Annotated in this window: 20 protein-coding genes; 11 read left to right on the top strand and 9 right to left on the bottom strand. The window is 52.0% G+C overall.

Annotated features, from left to right (window positions below; all coding sequences use genetic code 11):
- Positions 1 to 8: 8 nt before the first annotated feature.
- Positions 9 to 554, bottom strand: coding sequence for a cytochrome b (locus J9880_RS00695; protein WP_095921325.1), 546 nt, complete (start codon positions 552 to 554; stop codon positions 9 to 11).
- A 532-nt stretch (positions 555 to 1086) separates the two neighbouring features.
- Here J9880_RS00695 and J9880_RS00690 point away from each other — a divergent pair.
- From J9880_RS00690 to J9880_RS00680, 3 genes are read left to right on the top strand one after another with little or no spacing between them, the layout of a single operon-like run.
- On the top strand, positions 1087 to 2229 hold the full coding sequence (locus tag J9880_RS00690; protein ID WP_232769955.1) for an efflux RND transporter periplasmic adaptor subunit: 1143 nt from the start codon (positions 1087 to 1089) through the stop codon (positions 2227 to 2229).
- A 9-nt stretch (positions 2230 to 2238) separates the two neighbouring features.
- On the top strand, positions 2239 to 5334 hold the full coding sequence (locus J9880_RS00685) for an efflux RND transporter permease subunit (protein ID WP_131692578.1): 3096 nt from the start codon (positions 2239 to 2241) through the stop codon (positions 5332 to 5334).
- A gap of 25 nt (positions 5335 to 5359) precedes the next feature.
- A complete protein-coding gene (locus tag J9880_RS00680; protein WP_232769954.1) occupies positions 5360 to 6397 on the top strand; it encodes an AI-2E family transporter in 1038 nt (345 codons plus the stop codon).
- On the opposite strand, the gene J9880_RS00675 is transcribed toward J9880_RS00680, so the two are convergent.
- From J9880_RS00675 to pyrC, 6 genes are all read right to left on the bottom strand, one after another.
- The gene (locus tag J9880_RS00675; protein WP_119826489.1) at positions 6394 to 6858 is read right to left on the bottom strand and encodes a MarR family winged helix-turn-helix transcriptional regulator; all 465 of its coding nucleotides are present in this window, start codon (positions 6856 to 6858) and stop codon (positions 6394 to 6396) included. The genes J9880_RS00680 and J9880_RS00675 overlap by 4 nt on opposite strands.
- A 117-nt stretch (positions 6859 to 6975) precedes the next feature.
- On the bottom strand, positions 6976 to 7644 hold the full coding sequence (locus J9880_RS00670) for a LuxR C-terminal-related transcriptional regulator (RefSeq protein WP_131692577.1): 669 nt from the start codon (positions 7642 to 7644) through the stop codon (positions 6976 to 6978).
- Between the two features lie 202 nt (positions 7645 to 7846).
- Positions 7847 to 8962 carry an N-methyl-L-tryptophan oxidase gene (solA, locus tag J9880_RS00665; RefSeq protein ID WP_119826487.1) on the bottom strand — a complete coding sequence of 372 codons (1116 nt, stop codon included), beginning with the start codon at positions 8960 to 8962 and terminating at the stop codon, positions 7847 to 7849.
- 145 nt (positions 8963 to 9107) lie between these two features.
- The gene (bssS, locus tag J9880_RS00660; RefSeq protein ID WP_013576258.1) at positions 9108 to 9362 is read right to left on the bottom strand and encodes a biofilm formation regulator BssS; all 255 of its coding nucleotides are present in this window, start codon (positions 9360 to 9362) and stop codon (positions 9108 to 9110) included.
- Between the two features lie 347 nt (positions 9363 to 9709).
- Positions 9710 to 9964 carry a DNA damage-inducible protein I gene (dinI, locus tag J9880_RS00655; RefSeq protein ID WP_013576257.1) on the bottom strand — a complete coding sequence of 85 codons (255 nt, stop codon included), beginning with the start codon at positions 9962 to 9964 and terminating at the stop codon, positions 9710 to 9712.
- An 82-nt stretch (positions 9965 to 10046) separates the two neighbouring features.
- A complete protein-coding gene (gene pyrC, locus J9880_RS00650) occupies positions 10047 to 11096 on the bottom strand; it encodes a dihydroorotase (protein ID WP_095921332.1) in 1050 nt (349 codons plus the stop codon).
- A gap of 223 nt (positions 11097 to 11319) precedes the next feature.
- Between pyrC and J9880_RS00645 the strand changes: the two genes are divergently transcribed.
- Positions 11320 to 11607, top strand: coding sequence for a putative quinol monooxygenase (locus J9880_RS00645; RefSeq protein WP_095921333.1), 288 nt, complete (start codon positions 11320 to 11322; stop codon positions 11605 to 11607).
- A gap of 73 nt (positions 11608 to 11680) precedes the next feature.
- Here J9880_RS00645 and rne read toward each other — a convergent pair whose 3' ends face one another.
- Positions 11681 to 14980: a ribonuclease E gene (gene rne, locus J9880_RS00640; RefSeq protein ID WP_131692576.1), complete on the bottom strand. Its 3300-nt coding sequence runs from the start codon at positions 14978 to 14980 to the stop codon at positions 11681 to 11683.
- A gap of 600 nt (positions 14981 to 15580) precedes the next feature.
- Between rne and rluC the strand changes: the two genes are divergently transcribed.
- Entirely contained in the window at positions 15581 to 16543 is a 963-nt protein-coding gene (gene rluC, locus J9880_RS00635) for a 23S rRNA pseudouridine(955/2504/2580) synthase RluC (RefSeq protein ID WP_131692575.1), read from the top strand.
- A 54-nt stretch (positions 16544 to 16597) separates the two neighbouring features.
- Here the strand turns inward: rluC and J9880_RS00630 are convergent, their stop codons facing one another.
- A complete protein-coding gene (locus J9880_RS00630; protein WP_131692574.1) occupies positions 16598 to 17200 on the bottom strand; it encodes a Maf family protein in 603 nt (200 codons plus the stop codon).
- Positions 17201 to 17342: 142 nt separating this feature from the next.
- On the opposite strand from J9880_RS00630, the gene yceD reads away from it, so the two are divergent.
- The 6 genes from yceD to fabG are packed head-to-tail and all read left to right on the top strand — an operon-like array spanning position 17343 to position 21786.
- A complete protein-coding gene (gene yceD / locus J9880_RS00625) occupies positions 17343 to 17867 on the top strand; it encodes a 23S rRNA accumulation protein YceD (RefSeq protein WP_232769953.1) in 525 nt (174 codons plus the stop codon).
- Between the two features lie 12 nt (positions 17868 to 17879).
- On the top strand, positions 17880 to 18047 hold the full coding sequence (rpmF, locus tag J9880_RS00620) for a 50S ribosomal protein L32 (RefSeq protein WP_013576249.1): 168 nt from the start codon (positions 17880 to 17882) through the stop codon (positions 18045 to 18047).
- A gap of 48 nt (positions 18048 to 18095) precedes the next feature.
- Complete coding sequence (gene plsX, locus J9880_RS00615; protein ID WP_131692573.1) at positions 18096 to 19130, top strand: phosphate acyltransferase PlsX; 1035 nt, start codon at positions 18096 to 18098, stop codon at positions 19128 to 19130.
- Between the two features lie 6 nt (positions 19131 to 19136).
- A complete protein-coding gene (locus J9880_RS00610) occupies positions 19137 to 20090 on the top strand; it encodes a beta-ketoacyl-ACP synthase III (protein ID WP_095921338.1) in 954 nt (317 codons plus the stop codon).
- A gap of 18 nt (positions 20091 to 20108) precedes the next feature.
- Positions 20109 to 21038 carry an ACP S-malonyltransferase gene (fabD, locus tag J9880_RS00605; protein WP_095921339.1) on the top strand — a complete coding sequence of 310 codons (930 nt, stop codon included), beginning with the start codon at positions 20109 to 20111 and terminating at the stop codon, positions 21036 to 21038.
- 13 nt (positions 21039 to 21051) lie between these two features.
- Positions 21052 to 21786: a 3-oxoacyl-ACP reductase FabG gene (gene fabG / locus J9880_RS00600; protein ID WP_131692572.1), complete on the top strand. Its 735-nt coding sequence runs from the start codon at positions 21052 to 21054 to the stop codon at positions 21784 to 21786.
- Positions 21787 to 21826: the final 40 nt, after the last annotated feature.

Raw genomic sequence — 21826 nt, 5'->3', positions numbered from 1 at the left:
GAGCCGGTTCAGCGCCCCAGCATGCGCGTCAGGGTGCTGTCGCGATCGATGAAATGGTGTTTAAGGGCGGCAAGGGCATGGAAACCTGAAACAATCACAATGCCCCACGCCATCCATAAATGCAGCGTGCCGGCGATATCAGCCTGTTGGTCGAGGCCGGACAGGGTGGCGGGGATTTCAAACCAGCCGAAAACACTGACCGCCTGGCCTTCCGCAGTGGAGATCAGATAGCCGCTGATCAGGATGCCAAACAGGCCAACAAACAACAGCACATGCGCCAGCCAGGCGCCGATGCGGGTTTTCGCGCTGTAACTGTCCAGTGATTTCGGTGGCGGGGAAATAAACCGCCAGGCAAGACGAAATACCATCGCCGCAAAAATCAGGATGCCGATACTTTTATGTAATTCCGGCGCCCGGTGGTACCAGGTATCGTAATAACCCAGTCCGACCATCCATAAACCCAGCGCAAATAAGCCATACACGGCCAACGCCACCATCCAGTGGATGATGATGGAAATAGAACCAAACCGGGCCGGGGTATTTTTCCACAGCATAGGGTGACATTCTCTTCAGAATTAATATTTCTGGAAAGTAAACATTTGGAAACATCCTTGCAAACATTTATTTTCAATTTGAGCAATTAAGTTAACTCTTTCATTATTTTTGATGCTAATTGCGTTGTTTTATTCAATGGTTTCGTTTTTGTTTAAGGATAAGGCAGGGAATTATCTGATGCTCAGGCAGAATGCGGGTTTGTAAGGTTTTGTCACTGTCGGTAAAGTTATTCTTAGAACTAAAAATTTGAGTAAAAATAACAATCACAGGCGTGATTAATAATATTGGGTGTTTTGGGGTGTGCTGAAAATATTACGCGTTGAATATCAATATTTATTAAATAAAGCGTAAAGAAATGACAGGTTAGTCATTCATCTGATCGAGATCAGTTTATGACGGCCAGTGCTATTTATAATCCTTTTAAAATCGTATTAGGATTTTCTTTATAGATTAATATTTGATGTTTGCCGGTGCATGCGTTTTTAATGAAATCAGAAGCGCGGCATCCGACATCACATGGAGAGTGACATTATGTTTCCTGCAATTCATCGCTTTATCGCTATACCAGCACTGATGGCATTATTTCTTTCCCCTCTGGCCGTGGTGGCTGCACAGCCTTTGCCCACGGTTGCGACCACGACCATTCAGACCCAACCGGACGGCGTCAGCCGGACATATCTCGGCCGCCTCGAGGCCGTTCAGGCGGTGAATATCACCAGTCGTACCGAAGGCTTTATCGCCCGCCGTGCCTTTGAAGAAGGGCAGTTTGTGAATGCCGGGGATGTGCTGTATGAAATCGAACCCGCGCTGCATCAGGCTGTCGTCGCACAGGCCAAAGCACAACTGGACAGCGCCAATGCTACCGCGCGGCACGCGCAGACCCATCTGAACCGCATACAGCGTCTGGGCGATGCGCGTACCGTCAGTCAGTCTGACGTCGATACCGCGCGGGCCGCCCGTGATACCGCCCGCGCCGCCGTGGCACAGGCGCAGGCCGCGCTGAAAACTCAGGAATTACAGCTGAGCTACACCCGCATTACTGCCCCGATTTCCGGACGTATCGGCGTGAGCCATTTTCACACCGGCAGTCTGGTGAATCCGGCCAGTGGCGCGCTTACGGAAATCGTCCAGCTTGATCCGGTGCGCGTGGTGATTTCGGTGAATGAGCGCGATGTGCTGAGTGCCAGCCACAGCAGCGGCACGCTGGAAGACGCTTTTTCTGCCAGCAATATGACGCTCTCTTTGCGCTTATCCGACGGTTCGCCGTACATGAATGCGCCGGTACTGGAATCTTTAGGCAACCGTATCGATGCCCAGACGGGCACATTGCCGGTCAGGCTGACGGTGGCCAATCCTGACCACCGTCTGTTGCCGGGAGGCACGGTGAATGTGGCGGCAGAACCCAATTCCGCGCATAAGCTGCCGGTGCTACCGGCGCAGGCGCTGCAGCAAAACGCGCAGGGGCATTTTGTCCTGCTGGTGGATGCTGAACAGCGCGTGGAGACAAGACCGGTGCGCCTCGGTGCGCAGACCGGTCAGGGGTATTTCGTGACGGACGGTTTGCAGGGGGGTGAAAGGGTGGTGACCGACGGCCTGCAATGGATCCAGCCCGGCATGAAGGTCAATGTACGGGGCGAAACAGACGCCTCAAACGCCACGGCGCGAAAACGTTAAGGAATAACAATGCTTCAGCAATTTATTAAAAGGCCCCGCTTCGCGGTGGTGATTGCGGTGGTGACCGCGCTGATCGGGGCGGTTGCGCTCAAGGTTATTCCGGTGGAGCAATACCCTGATATCACGCCACCGGTGGTGTCTGTCAGTGCGGTTTATCCCGGCGCCAGTGCGCGGGACGTGGCGGAATCTGTCGCCGCGCCCATTGAAGCGCAGGTCAATGGCGTCAGCAACATGTTGTATATGTCGTCCAACAGCGGCAATAACGGCAGTTACTCGCTGACCATTACGTTTGCCAGCGGCACCGATCCGGACACTGCCGCCGTCGAAGTGCAGAACCGTATTTCGCAGGTCAGCTCGCGGCTTCCGCCGGAAGTGCTGAGCACCGGCGTCTCGGTGCGTAAACAGGCATCGAATATCCTGATGGGGATCAGCCTGCTTTCTCCTGAAAATACACATGACATGCTGTTTATCAGCAACTTTGCCAGTATTCAGCTGCGTGATGCGCTGGCGCGTGTGGACGGTGTCGGCGATGTGCGGGTGTTCGGTTCGCGTGACTACAGCATGCGCATCTGGCTGGATCCGCGCAAAATGGAAGCGCTGGATGTCAGCAGCATGGAAATCAGCGCAGCCATCCGGGACCAGAACGTACAGGCCGCCGCCGGGCAGATTGGCGCGTCGCCTAGTCCTTTGATGCAGCAGCAAACCCTGACCATCAGCGGCGCAGGGCGTCTGAGTTCGCCGGAAGAGTTTGGCAATATTATTGTGCGGAAAAATGCCCACGGCGGGTCAGTTCGCTTACGCGATGTCGCCCGCATTGAACTGGGCGCGCAGGATTATCAGGTCAATGCAACGCTGAATCAGACGCCGTCGGCTTTCCTGTCGGTCTATCCCGCGCCGGGCGCCAATGCGCTGAATGTAGCTGAGGCCGTACGCGAAGAGATGTCGCGTCAGGCGCGTAATTTCCCGGACGATCTGACCTATGAAATCAAATTCGACTCGACACAGTTCGTCAGCGCCACGCTGGATGAAATTGCGGTGTCGCTGGTGCTCACTTTTATCGTCGTGCTGTCGATTGTTTATCTGTTCCTGCAAAGCGCGCGGGCAACCTTTATTGTCGCCCTGACTATTCCGGTCTCTTTACTGGGCACCTTTGCCGTGCTCTACGCCTTTGGCTATTCCGCCAACACACTGAGTTTGTTCGCCATTATTCTGGCGCTGACGGTGGTGGTCGATGATGCCATCGTGGTGGTCGAAAACGTCGAGCGCCTGATGATGGAAGATCCGTCGCTCGGGCGCGTGGCGGCCACCCGTAAGGCGCTGAAACAGATTGCCGGGCCGGTTATCGCGACGACGGTCGTGTTGCTGGCGGTGTTTGTGCCCATCGCGGTGCTGCCGGGCATTACCGGCGCGCTGTATCGTCAGTTTGCGGTCACGCTGTCGGCGGCTGTTGTCCTCTCGAGTATCAACGCGCTGACGCTGACGCCTGCGTTATGTGCAACTCTTCTCCAGCCGCGTCCTGAAAAACCGGCTCGGGTGTTCCGTCTTTTCAATCAGGGACTGGACAGGGCGCGTAATGTCTATGTGCAGGCCACGCGACATATCAGCAAGCATGTGCTGACCAGCGTGGTTGCGGTGCTGGTGATTGCCGGCGCTTGCGTATGGGGTTACAGCAGCCTGCCAAAATCTTTCCTGCCCGATGAAGATCAGGGCTACTTCTTTGTGAATGTGCAGTTGCCTGATGGTGCGTCGCTGAACCGCACCGACGCCGTGCTTGGCGACATGCAGCAAATTCTGCAAAAAGATCCGGCGGTGGAGGATGTGATTGCCATCAGCGGCTTCAGCCTGCTGAGCGGCGGCAGTTCGCCAAATGCCGCTTTTGGCATCGTGTTGCTGAAACCCTGGGGCGAGCGCAGCAGCGTGGATCAGGTGATCGGACGCCTGCAACCGGCAATGGCGGGCATTCCGTCGGCGATGATCATGGCGATCAATCCGCCCGCCATTTCCGGGCTGGGGACTGCCTCCGGACTGGATTTACGCCTGCAGGCATTGCAGGGACAATCGCCGCAGGAACTGGCCGCAACCGGACAGGCGCTGATTCAGGCGGCTAATCAGGATCCGCAACTGAGCCGTGTGTTTACCACCTTCAGTGCGTCCGTGCCTGAAATTGCATTAAGCGTGGATCGCGACCGCGCCGCGTTGTTGCAGGTGCCGGTCAGCCGGATTTTCGGCACATTGCAGACATCACTTGGCGGCGTCAACGTCAGCGATTTCATTATCAATAACCGTCTGTTCAATGTGCAGATGCAAAATGAAATGGAAGATCGTCAGCGCGCCGACCAGATTGCCACGCTGACGGTACGCAGTGATAACGGCTCGCTGGTCAGTATGGGGAAAATGGTCGAACTGACGCCATCTCTTGGCGCGCCATTTATTACCCAATACAACCAGTTCCCGTCACTGGCGATCAGCGGTTCAGCGGCGCCTGGCGTGAGTTCCGGTGAAGCCATGGCGCAGATGGAGGCCATTCTCAGCGAGAAACTTCCGGCGGGCTACGGCTACGAGTGGACCGGCATGTCGTTGCAGGAAATTCAGGCAGGCGGTCAGGCGATCCTGATTTATGCCGCCGCCTTGCTGTTTGCCTATCTGTTCCTGGTGGCGCAATACGAAAGCTGGAGTATCCCTCTGGTGGTCATGATTTCAGTGATTTTTGCGGTGTTTGGCGCAATCGGCGGTCTGCACATGGCAGGGCTGAGCAACGACGTATATGCTCAGATTGGTATGGTGCTCCTTATCGGGCTGGCAGCGAAAAATGCCATCCTGATCGTCGAGTTCTCAAAAGCGAGAAGGGAAGAAGGGGCGTCGGTTAGCGAAGCGGCACAGGATGGCGCAAAACAGCGTTTCCGCGCGGTAATGATGACCGCGATCTCCTTCATTCTCGGGGTGTTACCGCTGGTGATGGCGACAGGCGCGGGGGCGATGAGCCGTCATATTATTGGTGTCACTGTATTCAGCGGCATGTTGCTGTCCACGACAGCAGGGATCCTGTTTATCCCGGCGTTGTATGTGCATATCCAGCGTTTACGTGAATGGGTGAAATCCCGCTGAGGATCCGCAACATCAGGAGAAAGGTTTGCGCAAAACAATCGTAACGACTCAGGGCCTGAAAATGGTGGTCATGATGGCCATGCTGGTGGTGATTTTCGCGGGCATCAAATCGGCAGCTGACATCATCGTGCCCTTTATTCTTGCGCTGTTTCTGGCCTTTGTGCTCAATCCGCTGATTGTTCTGCTGGAAAAATGGCGGGTGCCCCGTGCACTCGCCGTTTTACTGGTGGCGACGCTGGTGATCTGCATGATGGTCTTTCTGACCAGCAAGCTGCTGGTGACGCTCAATGAATTTGCCCGTACCTTGCCGCAATACCGCGGGCTGATTGTTGAGAAACTGAGTGACATTGAAGCCTGGTTTCCGCAAGGCGAGCTGACGTTATCGCCAGACCAGCTCGCCAGCCATATTGATCCGGCCGCAACTTTGAATCTGGTGAGTAAGCTGATCAGCTATTTGTCGAATGCGATGGCGGGGTTGTTCTTACTGCTGATGACCGTCGCCTTTATGCTGCTTGAAGTGCCGCAACTGCCCTATAAAGTGGAACAGATGTCGGATGATCCGGGGAAGGGGATGGCGAATATTCAGCGGGCGCTGGACAGCGTGACGCGTTATCTGGTGATCAAAACGCTGATCAGCGTGGTGACCGGGCTGGCGGTGTGGGCACTGCTCGCCGTGATGGGGATCCGCTTTGCGTTTCTGTGGGGAATGCTGGCGTTTGCGCTGAATTACATTCCCAACATTGGTTCTTTTCTGGCCGCTATCCCGCCGATTATCCAGGCATTTTTGTTCAATGGTGTCAGCGAGGGGTTGATTCTGACGGGGGGGTATATCCTTATTAATCTGGTGTTTGGCAGCATCATTGATCCCCGCATTCTCGGACGGGGTCTCGGGTTGTCGACGCTGGTGGTGTTTATGTCGCTGATTTTCTGGGGATGGCTGATGGGGCCGGTGGGGATGCTGCTTTCGGTCCCGCTGACCATCGTGCTGAAAATCGCCTTTGAACCGACCGCTGCCGGACACAAAATTGCGGTGCTGCTGGGGGACGGCCCCCCGAAACGCTAGCGCGACGGTTGATCTTCAATACGCTGGGCCAGCGATTCGATACTTTGCAAGGCGGTCATCAGTTGCTGACGCGCCGGTAAATCCAGACCATCAAACAGGCGGTCAATGGCTTCCTGTTTCGGTTTCCTCACCTGCTGCAAAGCCTGTTTCCCGGCATCGGTCAGTTCCAGCAGTTGTGAACGCCGATCCGTCGGATGGCGCTTGCGCAGCAACAGCCCGTCTCTGTCCATCGCATCAATGGCATCGGTAATGGTTCGCGGCGATTGTTGCAGCGCGATAGCCAGTTCCGCCGGGCGGCAGGTGCCTTCGTGGGCAATGGCCGTCAGCAGCTTTTCGCGCGCCAGCGACAGCCCTTGCGCCGACATAGCGGCATCGACTTGTTTTCTCATTAAGCGGATCACGGAAAGCAATGTTTCGGTGATTTCTGCGGGGGTGGCATGTGCTGATGTAGGTGTCGTCATTTTATGAGGTTGCTCAAGATAAGTCTGCTAAGCTCAACGCTATTGTAGGCCTCTGAGATCATAGTGCAACCCGCGCTGAAAAAATGCCCCGCTAAGCAGGGCATATTCAGTGAAGTATCAGCTAAAGGATTTGTATATCTGCTGTAAATCGTCTTTGATCTGACGGCTGATCGGCGTGGCAGAAATATCATCAATCGGCCAGAACATGTACTTGATCAGGTTGTAAATAAAACAGAATTCCAGACGATTACGGACTTTGATTTTTTGCGCCAGATGACGCTTATGTACATACACCGTACGGCTGCTGATATTCAATTTTCGGGCGATGCGGTAGTTCGGCATTTCCGACATCCAGTAACACATCACCAGAATTTCCTGATCACTGAATACCGTTTTCGGGATGGAAAAGTTATTTATCGGTGTAAACGATTCGGGGTCTAATGCTATCTCTTGCAATAATGCCGTCAGTGATTGTTTGTTAAGAATAAAAACTTCGCGGGTGACAGAAATCGGTGTATCGCAATCAGGATAATTAGCATCAATATAACAATATATCCGCGCATTATGGCGGAACTCAAAGAATGCTTTTAACTCTTCAGATAATTCCGCATTATGACAATGCGTTGTCATATTCACTAGAATGATATCTGGTTGGAACTCAGGAATAATATTCAGTGATTGAGAAATATTCACAGTATCAATCAGATCAATGCTATCATTCTCAACAAGATAAGAGAACATTCCGAGACGGGTAAAACCACAGGGTTCGATTATACAAAGTTTCATATCACGTCCTTGTCATGCGTATCATTACGCGATGGAAACCACTCCTGTGATTTCTGCGTCTAGCATATTTTTTTTCTATAATGCTGTCAATTCGGAAAAACCAGTCTATTGATCTTGTTCAAAGTGAAATTAGAAAATTGCCCTCTCTGAAATATAATGACAACCCTCGTTAAATATTCACGAGGGCTGAAACATTCTTACATTAACTGAAGCGAGAAAGAGCGAAAGGTTTAAGATCGAAGGGAATAGGATGATTGTTACCGAAGTGAGTAACGATTTCACCTAATACGCTGGCAAATTTAAAACCATGCCCGCTTAATCCTGAAATGACCAGCGTATTTTCCCGCTGCGGCAGGGTATCAATAATGAAATCCTCGTCGGATGTCATATCATAAGTGCATGATGCACCGCGTAAACTCACCCCCACGCCCGGCAGGAAATGACGGAAGAAATTAAAGGACTCGGTGCCATCCTGAGCGACACTGGCAAAAGGTTTACGCTGTTCGGGTTCCGTTATCCATTGGCCGCCATTATGTTTTCCGAGCTTTAATTCATCCTTCACTGAGGGGAAACCGTAGTACTGATCGCCCTGCTGAGTTTCCAGTGTAAAAGCGGGAAAGTGGTTTTCTTCACTGTAGCGGCCATCGGCATGGAACCAGGCAAAGACTTTACGTAAAGGTCTGACCGGCAACTCAGGCAGGAGCTTGGTTACCCAGGTGCCAGCGGTGACAACCAGCTTAGGCGCCCGGTAAACGCCGTCGAGGGTTGATACTTCAACGCCGCCCTCCGGCCAGCTGATGCTTTCAACCGGGCAATTAAACAATTGCGCACAACCCGCTTCGCGTGCCAGACGGATATAGGCAGTGATCGCCATTTCACTTTGCAGATAGCCTGATTCCGGCTCGTAAACCCCACAATAACCGTCCGGCACCGTAAACAGCGGCCATTTTTGGCGGATTTCCGCCGCGCTGAGCGATTGCGTATTCAGCTGGTAAGTTTCTGCACTGTGTTTCACATTGCCAATGAATTCAGAATGTTCAGGGCCGATATTGAGCACCCCGCTGCGATGAAATATCTTATCGCCACTTAATTCTGCCAGCTCATTCCAGAGGGTTTGCGCCCTTAACAGCATCGGCACATAGCGCGCACCTTCGCCGTAGGCGTGGCGGATAAGACGGGTTTCACCATGATGGCTGCCTGACTGATGCGGTGGCATTGCGCTGTCTATCATCAATACTTTTAATCCGGCGCGGGTGGCGTAGTAGCCTGCCGCTGACCCGACCGAACCGCTGCCTACGATAATGAGATCGTAATCCATAATTCAAACGTTCCTGTGGTGAGATTTTTTAACAAACTGGCTACGGGCATGATAGAGAGTTTCAGGCGGGGAAGGCAAGCAGGGCAGAAGCAAAGAAAAAGGCACCAGGATGAAGTCGCTGGTGCCTCAGGCAGGGAGGTAAAGATTAGTGTTTTCGGTGGTCACTGTATTCGTACTCATTCGATTCGATCTTTTCGATGCCGGCCTCAAGAATGTTAATCAGTTGCCGCGCAACGTCGGTAGTTAACCATAAGGTTCTGTCTACCTGAGCATCCTCGGGTGTCTGGTCTTTTGAAGACAGGTAATGAAGACGTATCATCATGGCGTCATAAGAGTCGACGGTACTGATATCCCAACCAACAAGCGGGTGTGTCTGAATAACTTCATCATTTCTGTCCATATAGACCCCTTATATTGTAGTGACTGTCGTGAGTGACTATCTGAGGATCAATGCGGCTCATTATCAGGTGAGCTTTTTCAGTATAAACAGTTAAATCATTTTAGGGAGGGGTTTGAGGGTATTTAATTGTAAATAATTTGTAGCGGTTATTTATCCGCCAGAATAATCCTAAGATTAAGCGAAATTTTATTTTTATGATGGATGTTTTTTATGCAGTAATGAGGAATAAAAAACCGGACTGCGACGCCCGGTGAAATACAGAAATAGCCTTGCGGCGTGGTTTTAATAAACCTGATTATTATAAATAGGGTGAAGTAAATGAATAGCTTTTCAGAAATTTCATAGAGTTATTCATCATTCTGATTCGAAAACCAGTCATCTGCGCTTTCCCAGGTTTCCTGGAGAATTTCTTCAATAAGGTCGCGATCCGTTTTGGCACCGCCCAGTACCGACAGACTATTTGCCCCGGCGTAGCGGACCTGAATTTTATTTTCGCGGTCGGAAAATTGTTTGTTAATTCTTTTACTCAATTCACCCGATAACGCGTCGAGTGCGCCAGCAGGCAGAGGCTTGGTTTTATCGATTGTGACTTCAACACGCATAGGACCTCCTGAATAGATTTGACTGTATATTTATACAGTCAAATCATGTCGGGTGCAATAAGCAGATGAAGAGAAATCGAATTTACATCGATGTCACTTTCCAGTTCAGCGTCTGACCGGCGAGGAAGGGCACCACTGACTCGTCGCCAAGGGCAATTTCTTCAGGCTGTGTCACTGGTGTGCGGGTCAGTTCAATGAAATCCTCGTTCAGCGGCAATCCATAGAAACGCGGGCCATTCAGGGAACAGAAGGCTTCGAAATGCTGCAGGGCATTCATCTCTTCAAATACGGTCGCATAGGCCGACAGCGCCAGGGGCGCATTAAAACAACCCGCACAGCCACAGCTGGATTCCTTACGGCCTTTGGTATGCGGGGCGGAATCGGTACCGAGGAAGAAACGATCTGCGCCGCTGGCGATAACATCACGCAACGCTTCCTGATGTATGTTTCGTTTCAGGATCGGCAGGCAGAACAGATGCGGACGCACACCACCCACCAGCATGTGGTTGCGGTTGAACATCAGGTGCTGAGGGGTGATGGTTGCCCCGAGATACTGATTGCCGGAAAGCACATACTGCGCGGCTTCTTTCGTGGTGATGTGTTCGAAGACCACTTTGAGCTCCGGGAACTGGCGACGGACCGGATCCATCACTTCATCAATAAAACGGGCTTCACGATCAAAAATATCAACGTGGCTGTGTGTGACTTCACCGTGGATCAGCAAAGGCATACCGATTTTCTGCATGCGCTCAAGCACCGGATAAATCGTTTTGACATCGGAAACGCCATGCTGCGAGTTAGTGGTCGCATTCGCCGGATACAGCTTTGCTGCCGTAAATACGCCCTGTTCAAAGCCACGGGCGATTTCATCCGGATCCAGAGAATCCGTCAGATAACAGGTCAGCAACGGTGTGAAGTTATGCCCGGCAGGCAGCGCGGCCATAATGCGTTCGCGGTAGGCGAGGGCTGCGGCGACCGTGGTCACAGGTGGCGTCAGGTTCGGCATGACAATCGCGCGACCGAAGACTTCACTGGTGAAAGGTAACACCGTACTGAGCATGTCATCGTCACGAAGGTGAATATGCCAGTCATCTGGGCGGCGGATTTTCAAAACTTGCGGTGTGGCGGTCATCAGGCAAAACTCCGGCATTGAGAGACAAGATAGAGAGATCAGGTGCGGTAATGGGAGCATTAACGGCGGGGAACAAGAATAAGCGTAAAAGCGTTGTGTTGCATCTGTTAAATAAAGTCTGTATTGAAATCAATGTGTCGAAAGGTTCATAGTGGGAACAGATTTTAGTCGAAGTGCTTCCCGGTACGCCCCGAAGCAAGACCAAAAAAACAGGAGAACCATTATGGAAATCAGAGTTGTTGCCACTATTGTTGCCAAAGCAGACTTTAAGACAAAAGTGACAGAAGCGTTGCTCGAGGTCATTGAACCCAGCCGACAGGAAGTAGGCTGCCTGCAATATGAGCTGCATCAGGATCTCGATAACGACCGTACTTTTGTATTCTATGAGCGCTGGGCTTCAGAAGATGCACTGAATCAGCATAACAAGACCACGCACTTCCAGACATTTGCGAAGAGCCTCGAAGGTAAGCTTGAAGAACTGACCATTCGTCGCTTAAAGACCCTGGCCTGAACCCTGCGTCTGGTGAGATAACATGTATAAAAAAACCCGCCGAAGCGGGTTTTTTAGTTCTGTGAGTCAGCAATTATTCTGCTGGCATCTCAGGTTTGGTCGCCGGTGCTGTCGCAGTGGTAACGGCTGCATGGCCGCCTGCTGAACCTTTACCATCAAAGTTGAAGTCTGGACGGACCCAGTCACTTTGACGCGCAGGTTCCTGCACATAAGCTGGCGCTGGCGCTTTGGTCATCGGCGCGGTTGCGTGATGTTTGAAGCGTGGCGCAACCACTGCAGTTTCAGTCACAACTGCCGGAGCGTCGACAACAGGTGCCGCTTCCACGACCGGCGCAGTTTCTGCCGCTTTCACTTCAGCGACAGGTTCTGCTGGCTGTTCAACGTTCACTTCAGGCGCGGCAACTGGCGCAGGTTCCTGAACTTCTTGTTCAGCGATAACCGGGGTTGGTTCCACCACTGCAGGCTCGTGTGCTTCTGGCGCAACGTGAACCACAGGAGTTTCTTCAACAGGTTCAGCGGTTTCAGGCTCAACCAGAACCGGTTCATCGGCTACAGGCTGCTCTGCATCAACCGGTGCGGTTTCGGCTGGCGTCTCTTGTGGCGCGGCTTCAACGACCTTCGCAGGTTCTGCGGCGGGTTGTTGTGCCACTTCTGCAATTTCTGCCATTACCGGCGTATTTGCCTGAGCAATATCAACCTGCTCAGTCAGCACTTCAGCCGTCTCAGTTTCAGCAACCTGTTGTTCAGAAGACTGAGCAACCGGATAGGTGATCCAGACTTTGCCTGATGCCATTTCCGGAGAAACAAACGCACCGGCAAGAGGCATCGGAGACTGTGTCGGGTAACGCTCATCACGATAACGGCGACGACGCTGACCGCTCACACGCAAATGGCGCGGCGAACGGCGTGAACGACGTGGCATACCATTTTCACGGGCGTTGTCATTCTGATTTTCATCGCTATCGGCAATGTTTGTCGCTTCTGCATCAGACGGTTCCTGCTCTGCGATGGCAACTGCCACAGCTGCAGGGCGGGTGCCGGTGATCAGCAGCTGCGCAGCCGCTTCTGCTTCGTGATCGACTTCTTCTGACTCGAAGCGGATTTTCTGCGATAACTGACGGCGCTGACGGCGTTGAGCCGGCTGGCGATCTTCCTGTTCCGTTTCATCGGCAACTGGCGCTGCCACTTGTTCAACGACGGCCACGTCCTGAATCTTCTCTTCAGTCTGTGGTTTACGTTTGTCTTCAGAACGGCGACGTGAACGTTCACGACGAGGTTGTTGCTGCTGCTCTTCACGAGAGGCAGTTTCAACTTCTTCGCTACGGGTTTCAGTCACAACAGGTTCCTGATTGCGACGGTTACGACGCTGATCATCACGCTGTTCGCGATTATTTTCGCGGTTATCACGGCTTTCACCACGATTATCACGATTATTCTCACGGCCTTCGCCACGGTTGCCGCGATCGTTGCGTTCGCCACGTTCACCGTTGCGATCACGACGTCCGCCCTGACGGCGTTGGTTACGGCGTTCGTTATTACGACGGTTATCCGTTTCTGTCGCTTCCTGAGTCTCTTTCGGCGCTTCAACAGGTTTCACTTCCTGCTGTGGCTCCGGTGCGAACAAGCTTTTAAGGCCACTCAGCAGACGGCTGACGAAACCTGATTTCTCTGCCACAGGGGCTGCCGGAGCATTGACTGTGGTGGTGCGTGTTTTTACTGGCTCGTCGGCAACGGCAGGTTCTTCGAAGCTTGACGGTGGGGCTTCGCTTTGCAGAGCAAACGCAGCCAGAGCCGGTTGCTCAGGACGACGACGCTCAGCCGGCAATTCTTCAGAAGGTTGCAGCATCTCAGCTTCATGGATCTGCGGAAGCAGATAGCTGAGTGCAGAGATTTCTTCGCCTTTACGCACACGCAGAACGTGGTAGTGCGGAGTTTGCATCTGATCGTTAGGCACGATCACTGCACGTACACCGCCCTGGCGTTTTTCGATGGCATTCACCGATTCACGTTTTTCGTTCAGCAGGTAAGAAGCGATAGGCACCGGAACGATAGCATGCACTTCTTTGGTGTTTTCTTTCAGCGCTTCTTCTTCAATCAGACGCAGAATCGACAGTGACAGGGATTCGTTGTCACGGACGGTACCTGTACCTGCACAACGCGGGCAGATATGGTGCGTAGATTCACCCAGTGACGGGCTGAGGCGCTGACGGGACATTTCCAGTAAACCGAAACGGGAAATGCGACCGATTTGAATACGGGCACGGTCCTGGCGAACGGCATCACGCAGACGATTTTCCACTTCGCGCTGGTGGCGAACGGGGGTCATGTCGATGAAGTCGATAACAATCAGGCCACCGAGGTCACGCAGGCGTAACTGACGGGCAATTTCGTCTGCGGCTTCAAGGTTGGTGTTGAACGCGGTTTCTTCGATATCGCCGCCGCGGGTGGCGCGTGCGGAGTTGATGTCGATAGCGGTCAGTGCTTCGGTGCTGTCGATAACAATCGAGCCACCAGACGGCAGGCGGACTTCACGCTGGAAAGCGGATTCAATCTGCGATTCGATCTGGTAATGGCTGAACAGCGGAATTTCGCCGACGTAGGGCTTAATTTTGCTGCTGAAGTCAGGACGGCCCAACGCGGCGATATGTTCTTTTGCCAGGTCGAGGATTTTCGGGTTATCGATCAGGATTTCGCCGATGTCCGGACGCAGATAGTCACGGAAGGCGCGAACGATAACGTTACTTTCCTGGTGGATCAGGAACGGAGCAGGGCGGCCTTCAGCGGCTTTCTTGATCGCATCCCAATGTTTGAGGCGGAAAGTCAGGTCCCACTGCAGGGCTTCGGCAGATTTGCCGACACCGGCAGTACGCACAATCAGACCCATGCCGTCAGGCAGTTGCAGGGAAGACAATGCTTCTTTCAGTTCTGTGCGGTCGTCGCCTTCAATACGGCGGGAAATTCCCCCAGCGCGTGGATTGTTTGGCATCAGAACCAGATAACTACCGGCCAGACTGATAAACGTCGTCAGTGCTGCGCCTTTATTTCCACGCTCTTCTTTATCTACCTGAACAATGACTTCCTGACCTTCGCGCAAGACATCTTTGATGTTCGGGCGGCCATGAGAAGAATAATTGGCAGGGAAATATTCGCGGGAAATTTCTTTCAGAGGGAGGAAACCATGTCGTTCCGCGCCGTAATCTACGAATGCCGCTTCCAGACTGGGTTCAATGCGGGTGATTTTACCTTTGTAAATGTTCGCTTTTTTCTGCTCATGGCCCGGACTTTCAATATCCAAATCATACAGCCGCTGTCCATCTACAAGGGCAACGCGCAACTCTTCTTGCTGAGTCGCGTTAATCAACATTCTTTTCATCTTAACTTACTCATTATTATTCCATTATTGACAGAGCTGCGGGCAAAATGACCTCATGACCGGGTAAACCGTTGGCCCCGAGTCTTCTCGCAAATCGTCAACCTCACGGCTGTCGCTTGCATAGGGGCGCATTATTTCGGTAAGTCTGCTTTTGCTGTATTAAAGGCACCAGCGTTGTGAAAGCAGCACTTTTATTAGGGGAATAGCTTCTGAATTTACGTTAACAGATCTCATTCCGTATGCCGGCCAAGCTGCAACCCGCAGCCCGCTAATTGCTTGATTTCACATTACGTCTTACGCCATTGCTGCGTTTTTGTGCAATCAGGCAAATCTATAATTCCTGCGTTTTCCCTAACTTAAGAGAAACAACGCCGAAAGTGACTTCATTATTCCATTGCAGGCACTGTGATAGCAAGGTGACTTTTCCCAAGCAGGTAAGATATTTACCTCAATGAGAGATGTGCCGCATTGTCTGAACCTGAGCTTTCTTAAAAAACAGGGGGTGTGGGAAGGTTTTCCTCGGCTGTTACTGGTAAAGTAAGAGTTAAGCACATAAAAATCAGTGGCGCGAACCGTGCCGGATATTTAGAATCGCGAGCCATGAAAACTGAGAATCCAACTGTACAATTAATCCCCATTTCTGAAGATGAAGCCGGTCAGCGTATCGACAACTTCTTATTAAAAATCCTAAAGGGCGTGCCGAAGAGCATGATCTATCGCATCGTGCGTAAGGGTGAAGTGCGGGTCAATAAGAAAAGAATTAAACCGGAATACAAATTACTGGCCGGTGATGAAGTGCGTGTGCCGCCTGTTCGCGTGGCTGAGCGTGATGAAGCACCTGTATCTGCCAAACTGGATAAAGTCGCTGCGCTGGCTGATTGCATCTTATATGAAGACGATCATTTGCTGATCCTCAACAAACCGTCCGGCACCGCTGTGCATGGCGGCAGCGGATTAAGTTTCGGTGTCATTGAAGGGCTGCGGGCGCTTCGTCCCGAAGCACGCTTCCTGGAACTGGTACACCGTCTGGACCGTGATACTTCCGGTGTTTTACTGGTCGCTAAAAAGCGTTCAGCACTGCGCTCCCTGCATGAGCAATTGCGGATAAAGAGCATGCAGAAGGATTATCTGGCGCTGGTCCGTGGTGAATGGCCGTCGCACTGCAAAGTGATTCAGGCGCCTTTGCTGAAGAATATTTTGCAAAGCGGCGAGCGGGTCGTTCGGGTTAATGCGGAAGGTAAACCTTCTGAAACGCGCTTTAAAATTGAAGAACGCTATGAGTTTGCCACGCTGGTGAAAGCCAGCCCGGTGACCGGCAGAACGCATCAGATCCGCGTACATGCGTTGCACGCTGGCCATCCGATTGCGTTTGATGACCGTTATGGTGAGCGTGATTTCGATGCAAAACTGTCCGGAACCGGGCTGAATCGACTTTTCCTGCATGCAGCTGCGCTGCGTTTTGAACATCCGGCTAGCGGTGAAACCATGCGCATTGAGGCTCCTATGGATGCCAAACTTCGTAACTGCCTGAAAATTTTACGCGGCAAAGCAACTGCTCGTTAAAAAGATCAGCTTATAAAGAGGCGCACTGGTTGCGCCTTTTTTTATGCCTCGCACTTAACGACTTTCAAGCAACGGATTGATGCCGTGTTCGCGCAGTAAGGAGAGCAGGGCAATCAGCGGCAACCCGATGAGCGTATTCGGGTCGCGTCCTGTCAGGCGGTCGAAAAGTGTGATCCCCAGTCCTTCACATTTAAAACTTCCTGCGCAGTCATAAGGCTGCTCGCGATGCAGATATCCCGTAATTTCATCATCAGATAACGGGCGGAATGATACGTCGAACGTTTCGCATAATGTCTGTGCGGTTTGTGTCTCGCTGTTATACAGGCTCAGGCCGGTATAAAACGTCACGGTTTTGCCGCTGGCAGCACGAAGCTGGCGAAAGGCGTTATCAAATGTGTGCGGCTTACCGGTTATTTTTCCGTTAATAACACAGACCTGATCAGAACCTATGATCAGATGTTCAGGGTTGGCCGCCGCCAGCACGCTGGCTTTGGCTAAAGCCAGGCGTTTTACCAGCGCATCAGGTTGTTCATCAGGCTGCGGTGACTCATCAATGTCGGGAGCCGCGCAGGAAAATACCAGACCCGTTTTATCAAGCAGGGCCTTGCGGTAGAGCGATGTTGACGCCAGAAGAAGTTTTTTAGAGTGTGCTGACATAATTTTTTTTCACAAAGCGTAGCGTTATTGAATCGCACATTTTAAACTGTTGGCCGCTGCGGAAGCGAATATTGGTGAAAGGTGCGGTTTTGAGGCCTTTTTCTTTGACTCTCTGTCGTTACAAAGTTAATATGCGCGCCCTATGCAAAAAGTAAAATTACCCCTGACCCTTGATGCGGTTCGCACAGCCCAGAAGCGTTTAGACTATACAGGTGTCTATACTGCCGATCAGGTTACGCGTGTTGCCCAATCAGTGGTCAGTGTGGATTCTGATATACAAACCTCTTTGTCGTTTAATATCGACAATCAGCGCCTGGCTGTGATTACCGGCCACTCCGATGTTGCTGTGACTCTGGAATGCCAGAGATGCGGTAAGACGTTTGAACATCAGGTTCACACAACGTATTGTTTTAGCCCTGTCCAGAATGATGAACAGGCTGAGGCATTACCGGAAGTGTACGAGCCGATCGAAGTCGATGATTTTGGCGAAGTCGATTTGCTGGCAATGATTGAAGACGAAATTATTCTTTCACTGCCTGTCGTTCCGGTACATGAATCTGAACACTGTGAAGTGTCCGAAGCGGACATGGTATTCGGCAAACTGCCTGAAGAGGCGGAGAAACCAAATCCATTTGCCGTATTAGCGAGTTTAAAGAAAAGTACTTAAGGAGTAAGGTCCATGGCCGTACAACAGAATAAACCAACCCGTTCTAAACGTGGCATGCGTCGTTCACATGACGCTCTGACCACTTCCACTCTGTCTGTGGACAAGACTTCTGGTGAAACTCACCTGCGTCACCACATCACTGCCGACGGTTTCTACCGCGGTCGCAAGGTTATCGGCTGATATTTGCCTGCTACTTATTCACGTGATAAGTGCTGGCAAGGCGATACCTTGACTCGTCTAACCATCGCGTTAGATGTAATGGGCGGGGATTTCGGTCCTTCCGTCACAGTGCCTGCTTCATTGCAGGCACTGATCTCTAATTCTGAATTAGACCTCCTTCTGGTCGGCGATCCCGACGCAATCACACCTTTCTTAGCCAAAGCCGATCCTTCTTTAACAGAACGAATTCGGATAATTCCTGCTGAATCAGTTATAGCCAACGACATGCGCGCGTCGCAAGCTATACGTGCCAGTAAAGGAAGCTCAATGCGTGTGGCGTTGGAACTGATCAAAAGTGGTGACGCACAGGCGTGTGTCAGCGCGGGGAATACCGGCGCGTTAATGGGATTAGCCAAACTGGTCGTGAAGCCTCTTGAAGGCATTGAACGGCCAGCGTTGATGAGTGTATTACCCAACCAGCAACGCAGTAAAACGGTGGTGCTGGATCTGGGGGCCAATGTTGAGTGTGACAGCAGAATGCTGGTCCAGTTTGCTGTAATGGGCGCTGTCATGGCCGAACAGGTGGTGGGGATATCGACCCCTCGTGTGGCCTTGCTCAACATCGGTGAAGAGGAAAGTAAAGGGCTGGATAATATCCGAGAAGCCGCCGCGATTTTAAAAAATACCGCATTAATCAACTATATCGGCTATCTTGAAGGCAATGACCTACTGACCGGTAAAACGGATGTGATGGTATGTGACGGTTTTGTGGGAAACGTGACGCTCAAGACCATGGAAGGCGTAATAAGGATGTTTTTGTCACTGTTAAAATCCTCAGGAGAGGGTGGCAAGAAGGCCTGGTGGTTGAAATGGTTAGGTCGGATTTTACAGAAGAAGTTGCTAAAGCGTTTTAGCCACCTCAACCCCGACCAGTATAATGGCGCATGTTTGTTAGGATTACGGGGCATCGTTATTAAAAGCCACGGCGGAGCAAACCAGCGTGCGTTTGCTGTTGCTATCGAACAGGCTGTGCAGGCGGTGCAGCGGCAGGTCCCTCAGCGGATTGCCGCGCGCCTTGAAGCTGTATTACCCAAGAGTGACTGATCGTACATGTATACAAAGATTCTCGGTACGGGGAGCTATTTGCCCGTGCAAGTTCGGACTAATGCCGACTTAGAAAAAATGGTGGATACCTCCGACGAGTGGATTGTCACGCGTACAGGTATTCGTGAGCGTCGTATCGCTGCACCGGATGAGACTGTGGCCACAATGGGCCTGCACGCTGCAGAAAAAGCACTGGAAATGGCCGGCGTCAGCGCAAGCGACGTGGGTTTGATCATTGTTGCAACAACCTCATCTTCACATGCATTCCCGAGTTCAGCCTGCCAGGTGCAGAATATGCTGGGCATCAAGGATTCCGCAGCGTTCGATCTGGCGGCCGCATGTGCAGGTTTTACCTATGCACTGAGCGTTGCCGATCAATACATTAAAAACGGTGCCGTGAAATACGCACTGGTGATCGGTTCTGATGTGCTGTCCCGTAAACTCGATCCTGAAGATCGCGGTACGGTGATCCTCTTTGGTGATGGTGCGGGTGCGGTACTGCTCGGCGCGTCTGAAGAGCAAGGTATCATCTCCACACATATGCATGCCGATGGTCATTATGGCAACCTGCTGACACTGGCCTATCCAAGCCAGTCAGAGCCGGAAAAACCTGCCTATGTCACCATGGCTGGGAATGAAGTCTTCAAAGTCGCTGTGACTGAACTGGCGCACATTGTTGATGAAACCCTGACAGCAAACAATCTCGACCGTTCCGAACTGGACTGGCTGGTTCCGCATCAGGCGAACCTGCGCATCATCAGTGCGACAGCGAAAAAGCTGGGCATGGGGATGGAGAAAGTCGTGGTCACCCTCGATCGTCATGGCAACACCTCTGCGGCTTCTGTGCCTGCAGCATTTGACGAAGCGGTACGTGATGGCAGAATTCAGCGCGGGCAATTAGTGTTGCTCGAAGCATTTGGCGGTGGCTTTACCTGGGGCTCGGCGCTGGTACGTTTTTGATTTAACAGGATGATAAAAATGACAAAAATTGCAGTTGTTTTCCCTGGTCAGGGTTCTCAGACACTCGGTATGCTGGCTGATTTAGCCGCTGCGCATCCGGTGGTTGAAGAAACATTTGCCGAGGCTTCTTCGGCGCTGGGGTACGATTTATGGCAGCTGGTGCAACAGGGACCTGCTGAAGAACTGAATAAAACCTGGCAGACGCAGCCTGCATTGCTGGCCGCTTCCGTCGCTATCTGGCGCGTATGGCAGCAACAGAACGGCACTCAGCCTGTTCTGATGGCAGGCCACAGCCTGGGTGAGTATTCTGCTCTGGTGTGTGCGGGTGTACTGGATTTCAAACAGGCAATTTCCCTGGTTGAACTGCGCGGTAAACTGATGCAGGAAGCCGTTCCGGCGGGCACTGGCGCAATGTATGCGATCATCGGTCTGGATAATGACGCGATTGCCAAAGCCTGTGAAGAATCGGCACAAGGTCAGGTGGTTTCTCCGGTGAACTTCAACTCGCCAGGTCAGGTTGTGATCGCGGGTAATAAAGAAGCCGTAGAGCGTGCGGGCGCTGCCTGTAAAGAAGCGGGCGCAAAACGTGCACTGCCTCTGCCGGTCAGTGTGCCGTCACACTGCGCACTGATGAAACCTGCCGCTGAAAAAATGGCAGTGGCACTCGAAAATGTCACCTTCAGCGCACCACAGTATTCTGTTGTGAATAACGTTGACGTGAAAATCGAAACGTCTCCTGAAGCTATCCGCAGTGCGCTGGTTCGTCAGCTGTACAGCCCGGTTCGCTGGACTGAGTCTGTCGAATTCATGGCAGCACAAGGCGTTGAGCACCTGTTAGAAGTGGGGCCGGGCAAAGTTCTGACCGGTCTGACTAAACGTATTGTTGACACCCTGACGGCTGCCGCTGTGAACGACACGGCAAGTCTGGCAGCGGCGCTTGAGCAGTAATAAGAGGATGAGTATGAGCTTCGAAGGCAAAATTGCACTGGTTACCGGTGCCAGCCGTGGTATTGGCCGCGCAATCGCAGAGAAACTGGTTGCTGGCGGCGCGAAAGTGATCGGCACCGCGACCAGCGAGAAAGGTGCTGAAGCGATCGGCGAATATTTAGGCGATAATGGCAAAGGTATCATGCTCAATGTGGTTGATTCTGCATCTATTGACCAAGTATTGGCGACGATTCGAGCTGAATTTGGCGAAATTGATATTTTAGTTAATAATGCCGGCATTACACGTGATAACCTTCTCATGCGAATGAAGGATGACGAGTGGCAGGATATCCTGGACACGAACCTGACTTCAGTGTTTCGGCTGTCAAAAGCTGTCATGCGGGCTATGATGAAGAAACGGTGTGGACGGATTATTACAATTGGTTCCGTTGTTGGCACCATGGGTAACGCAGGGCAGGCGAACTACGCGGCGGCTAAAGCTGGCTTGATTGGTTTTAGTAAGTCTTTGGCACGTGAAGTCGCTTCACGTGGCATTACTGTCAACGTCGTCGCTCCCGGCTTTATTGAGACGGATATGACAAGGGCGTTGACAGATGATCAACGCGCAGGCATTTTGTCATCAGTTCCAGCCAACCGGTTGGGCGATGCCAAAGAAATTGCCAGCGCCGTTGCTTTTTTAGCCTCTGACGAGGCCAGCTACATCACGGGTGAAACATTACATGTCAATGGCGGCATGTACATGATTTAAAAATTACGAAATTATTTGCGTTTTTTGCGGTAAAAACCGC

It is taken from the genome of Rahnella victoriana (genome assembly GCF_021276285.1).
GTDB classification, from domain to species: Bacteria; Pseudomonadota; Gammaproteobacteria; order Enterobacterales; family Enterobacteriaceae; genus Rahnella; species Rahnella victoriana.
This window is presented reverse-complemented; position numbering and strand designations above follow the sequence as displayed.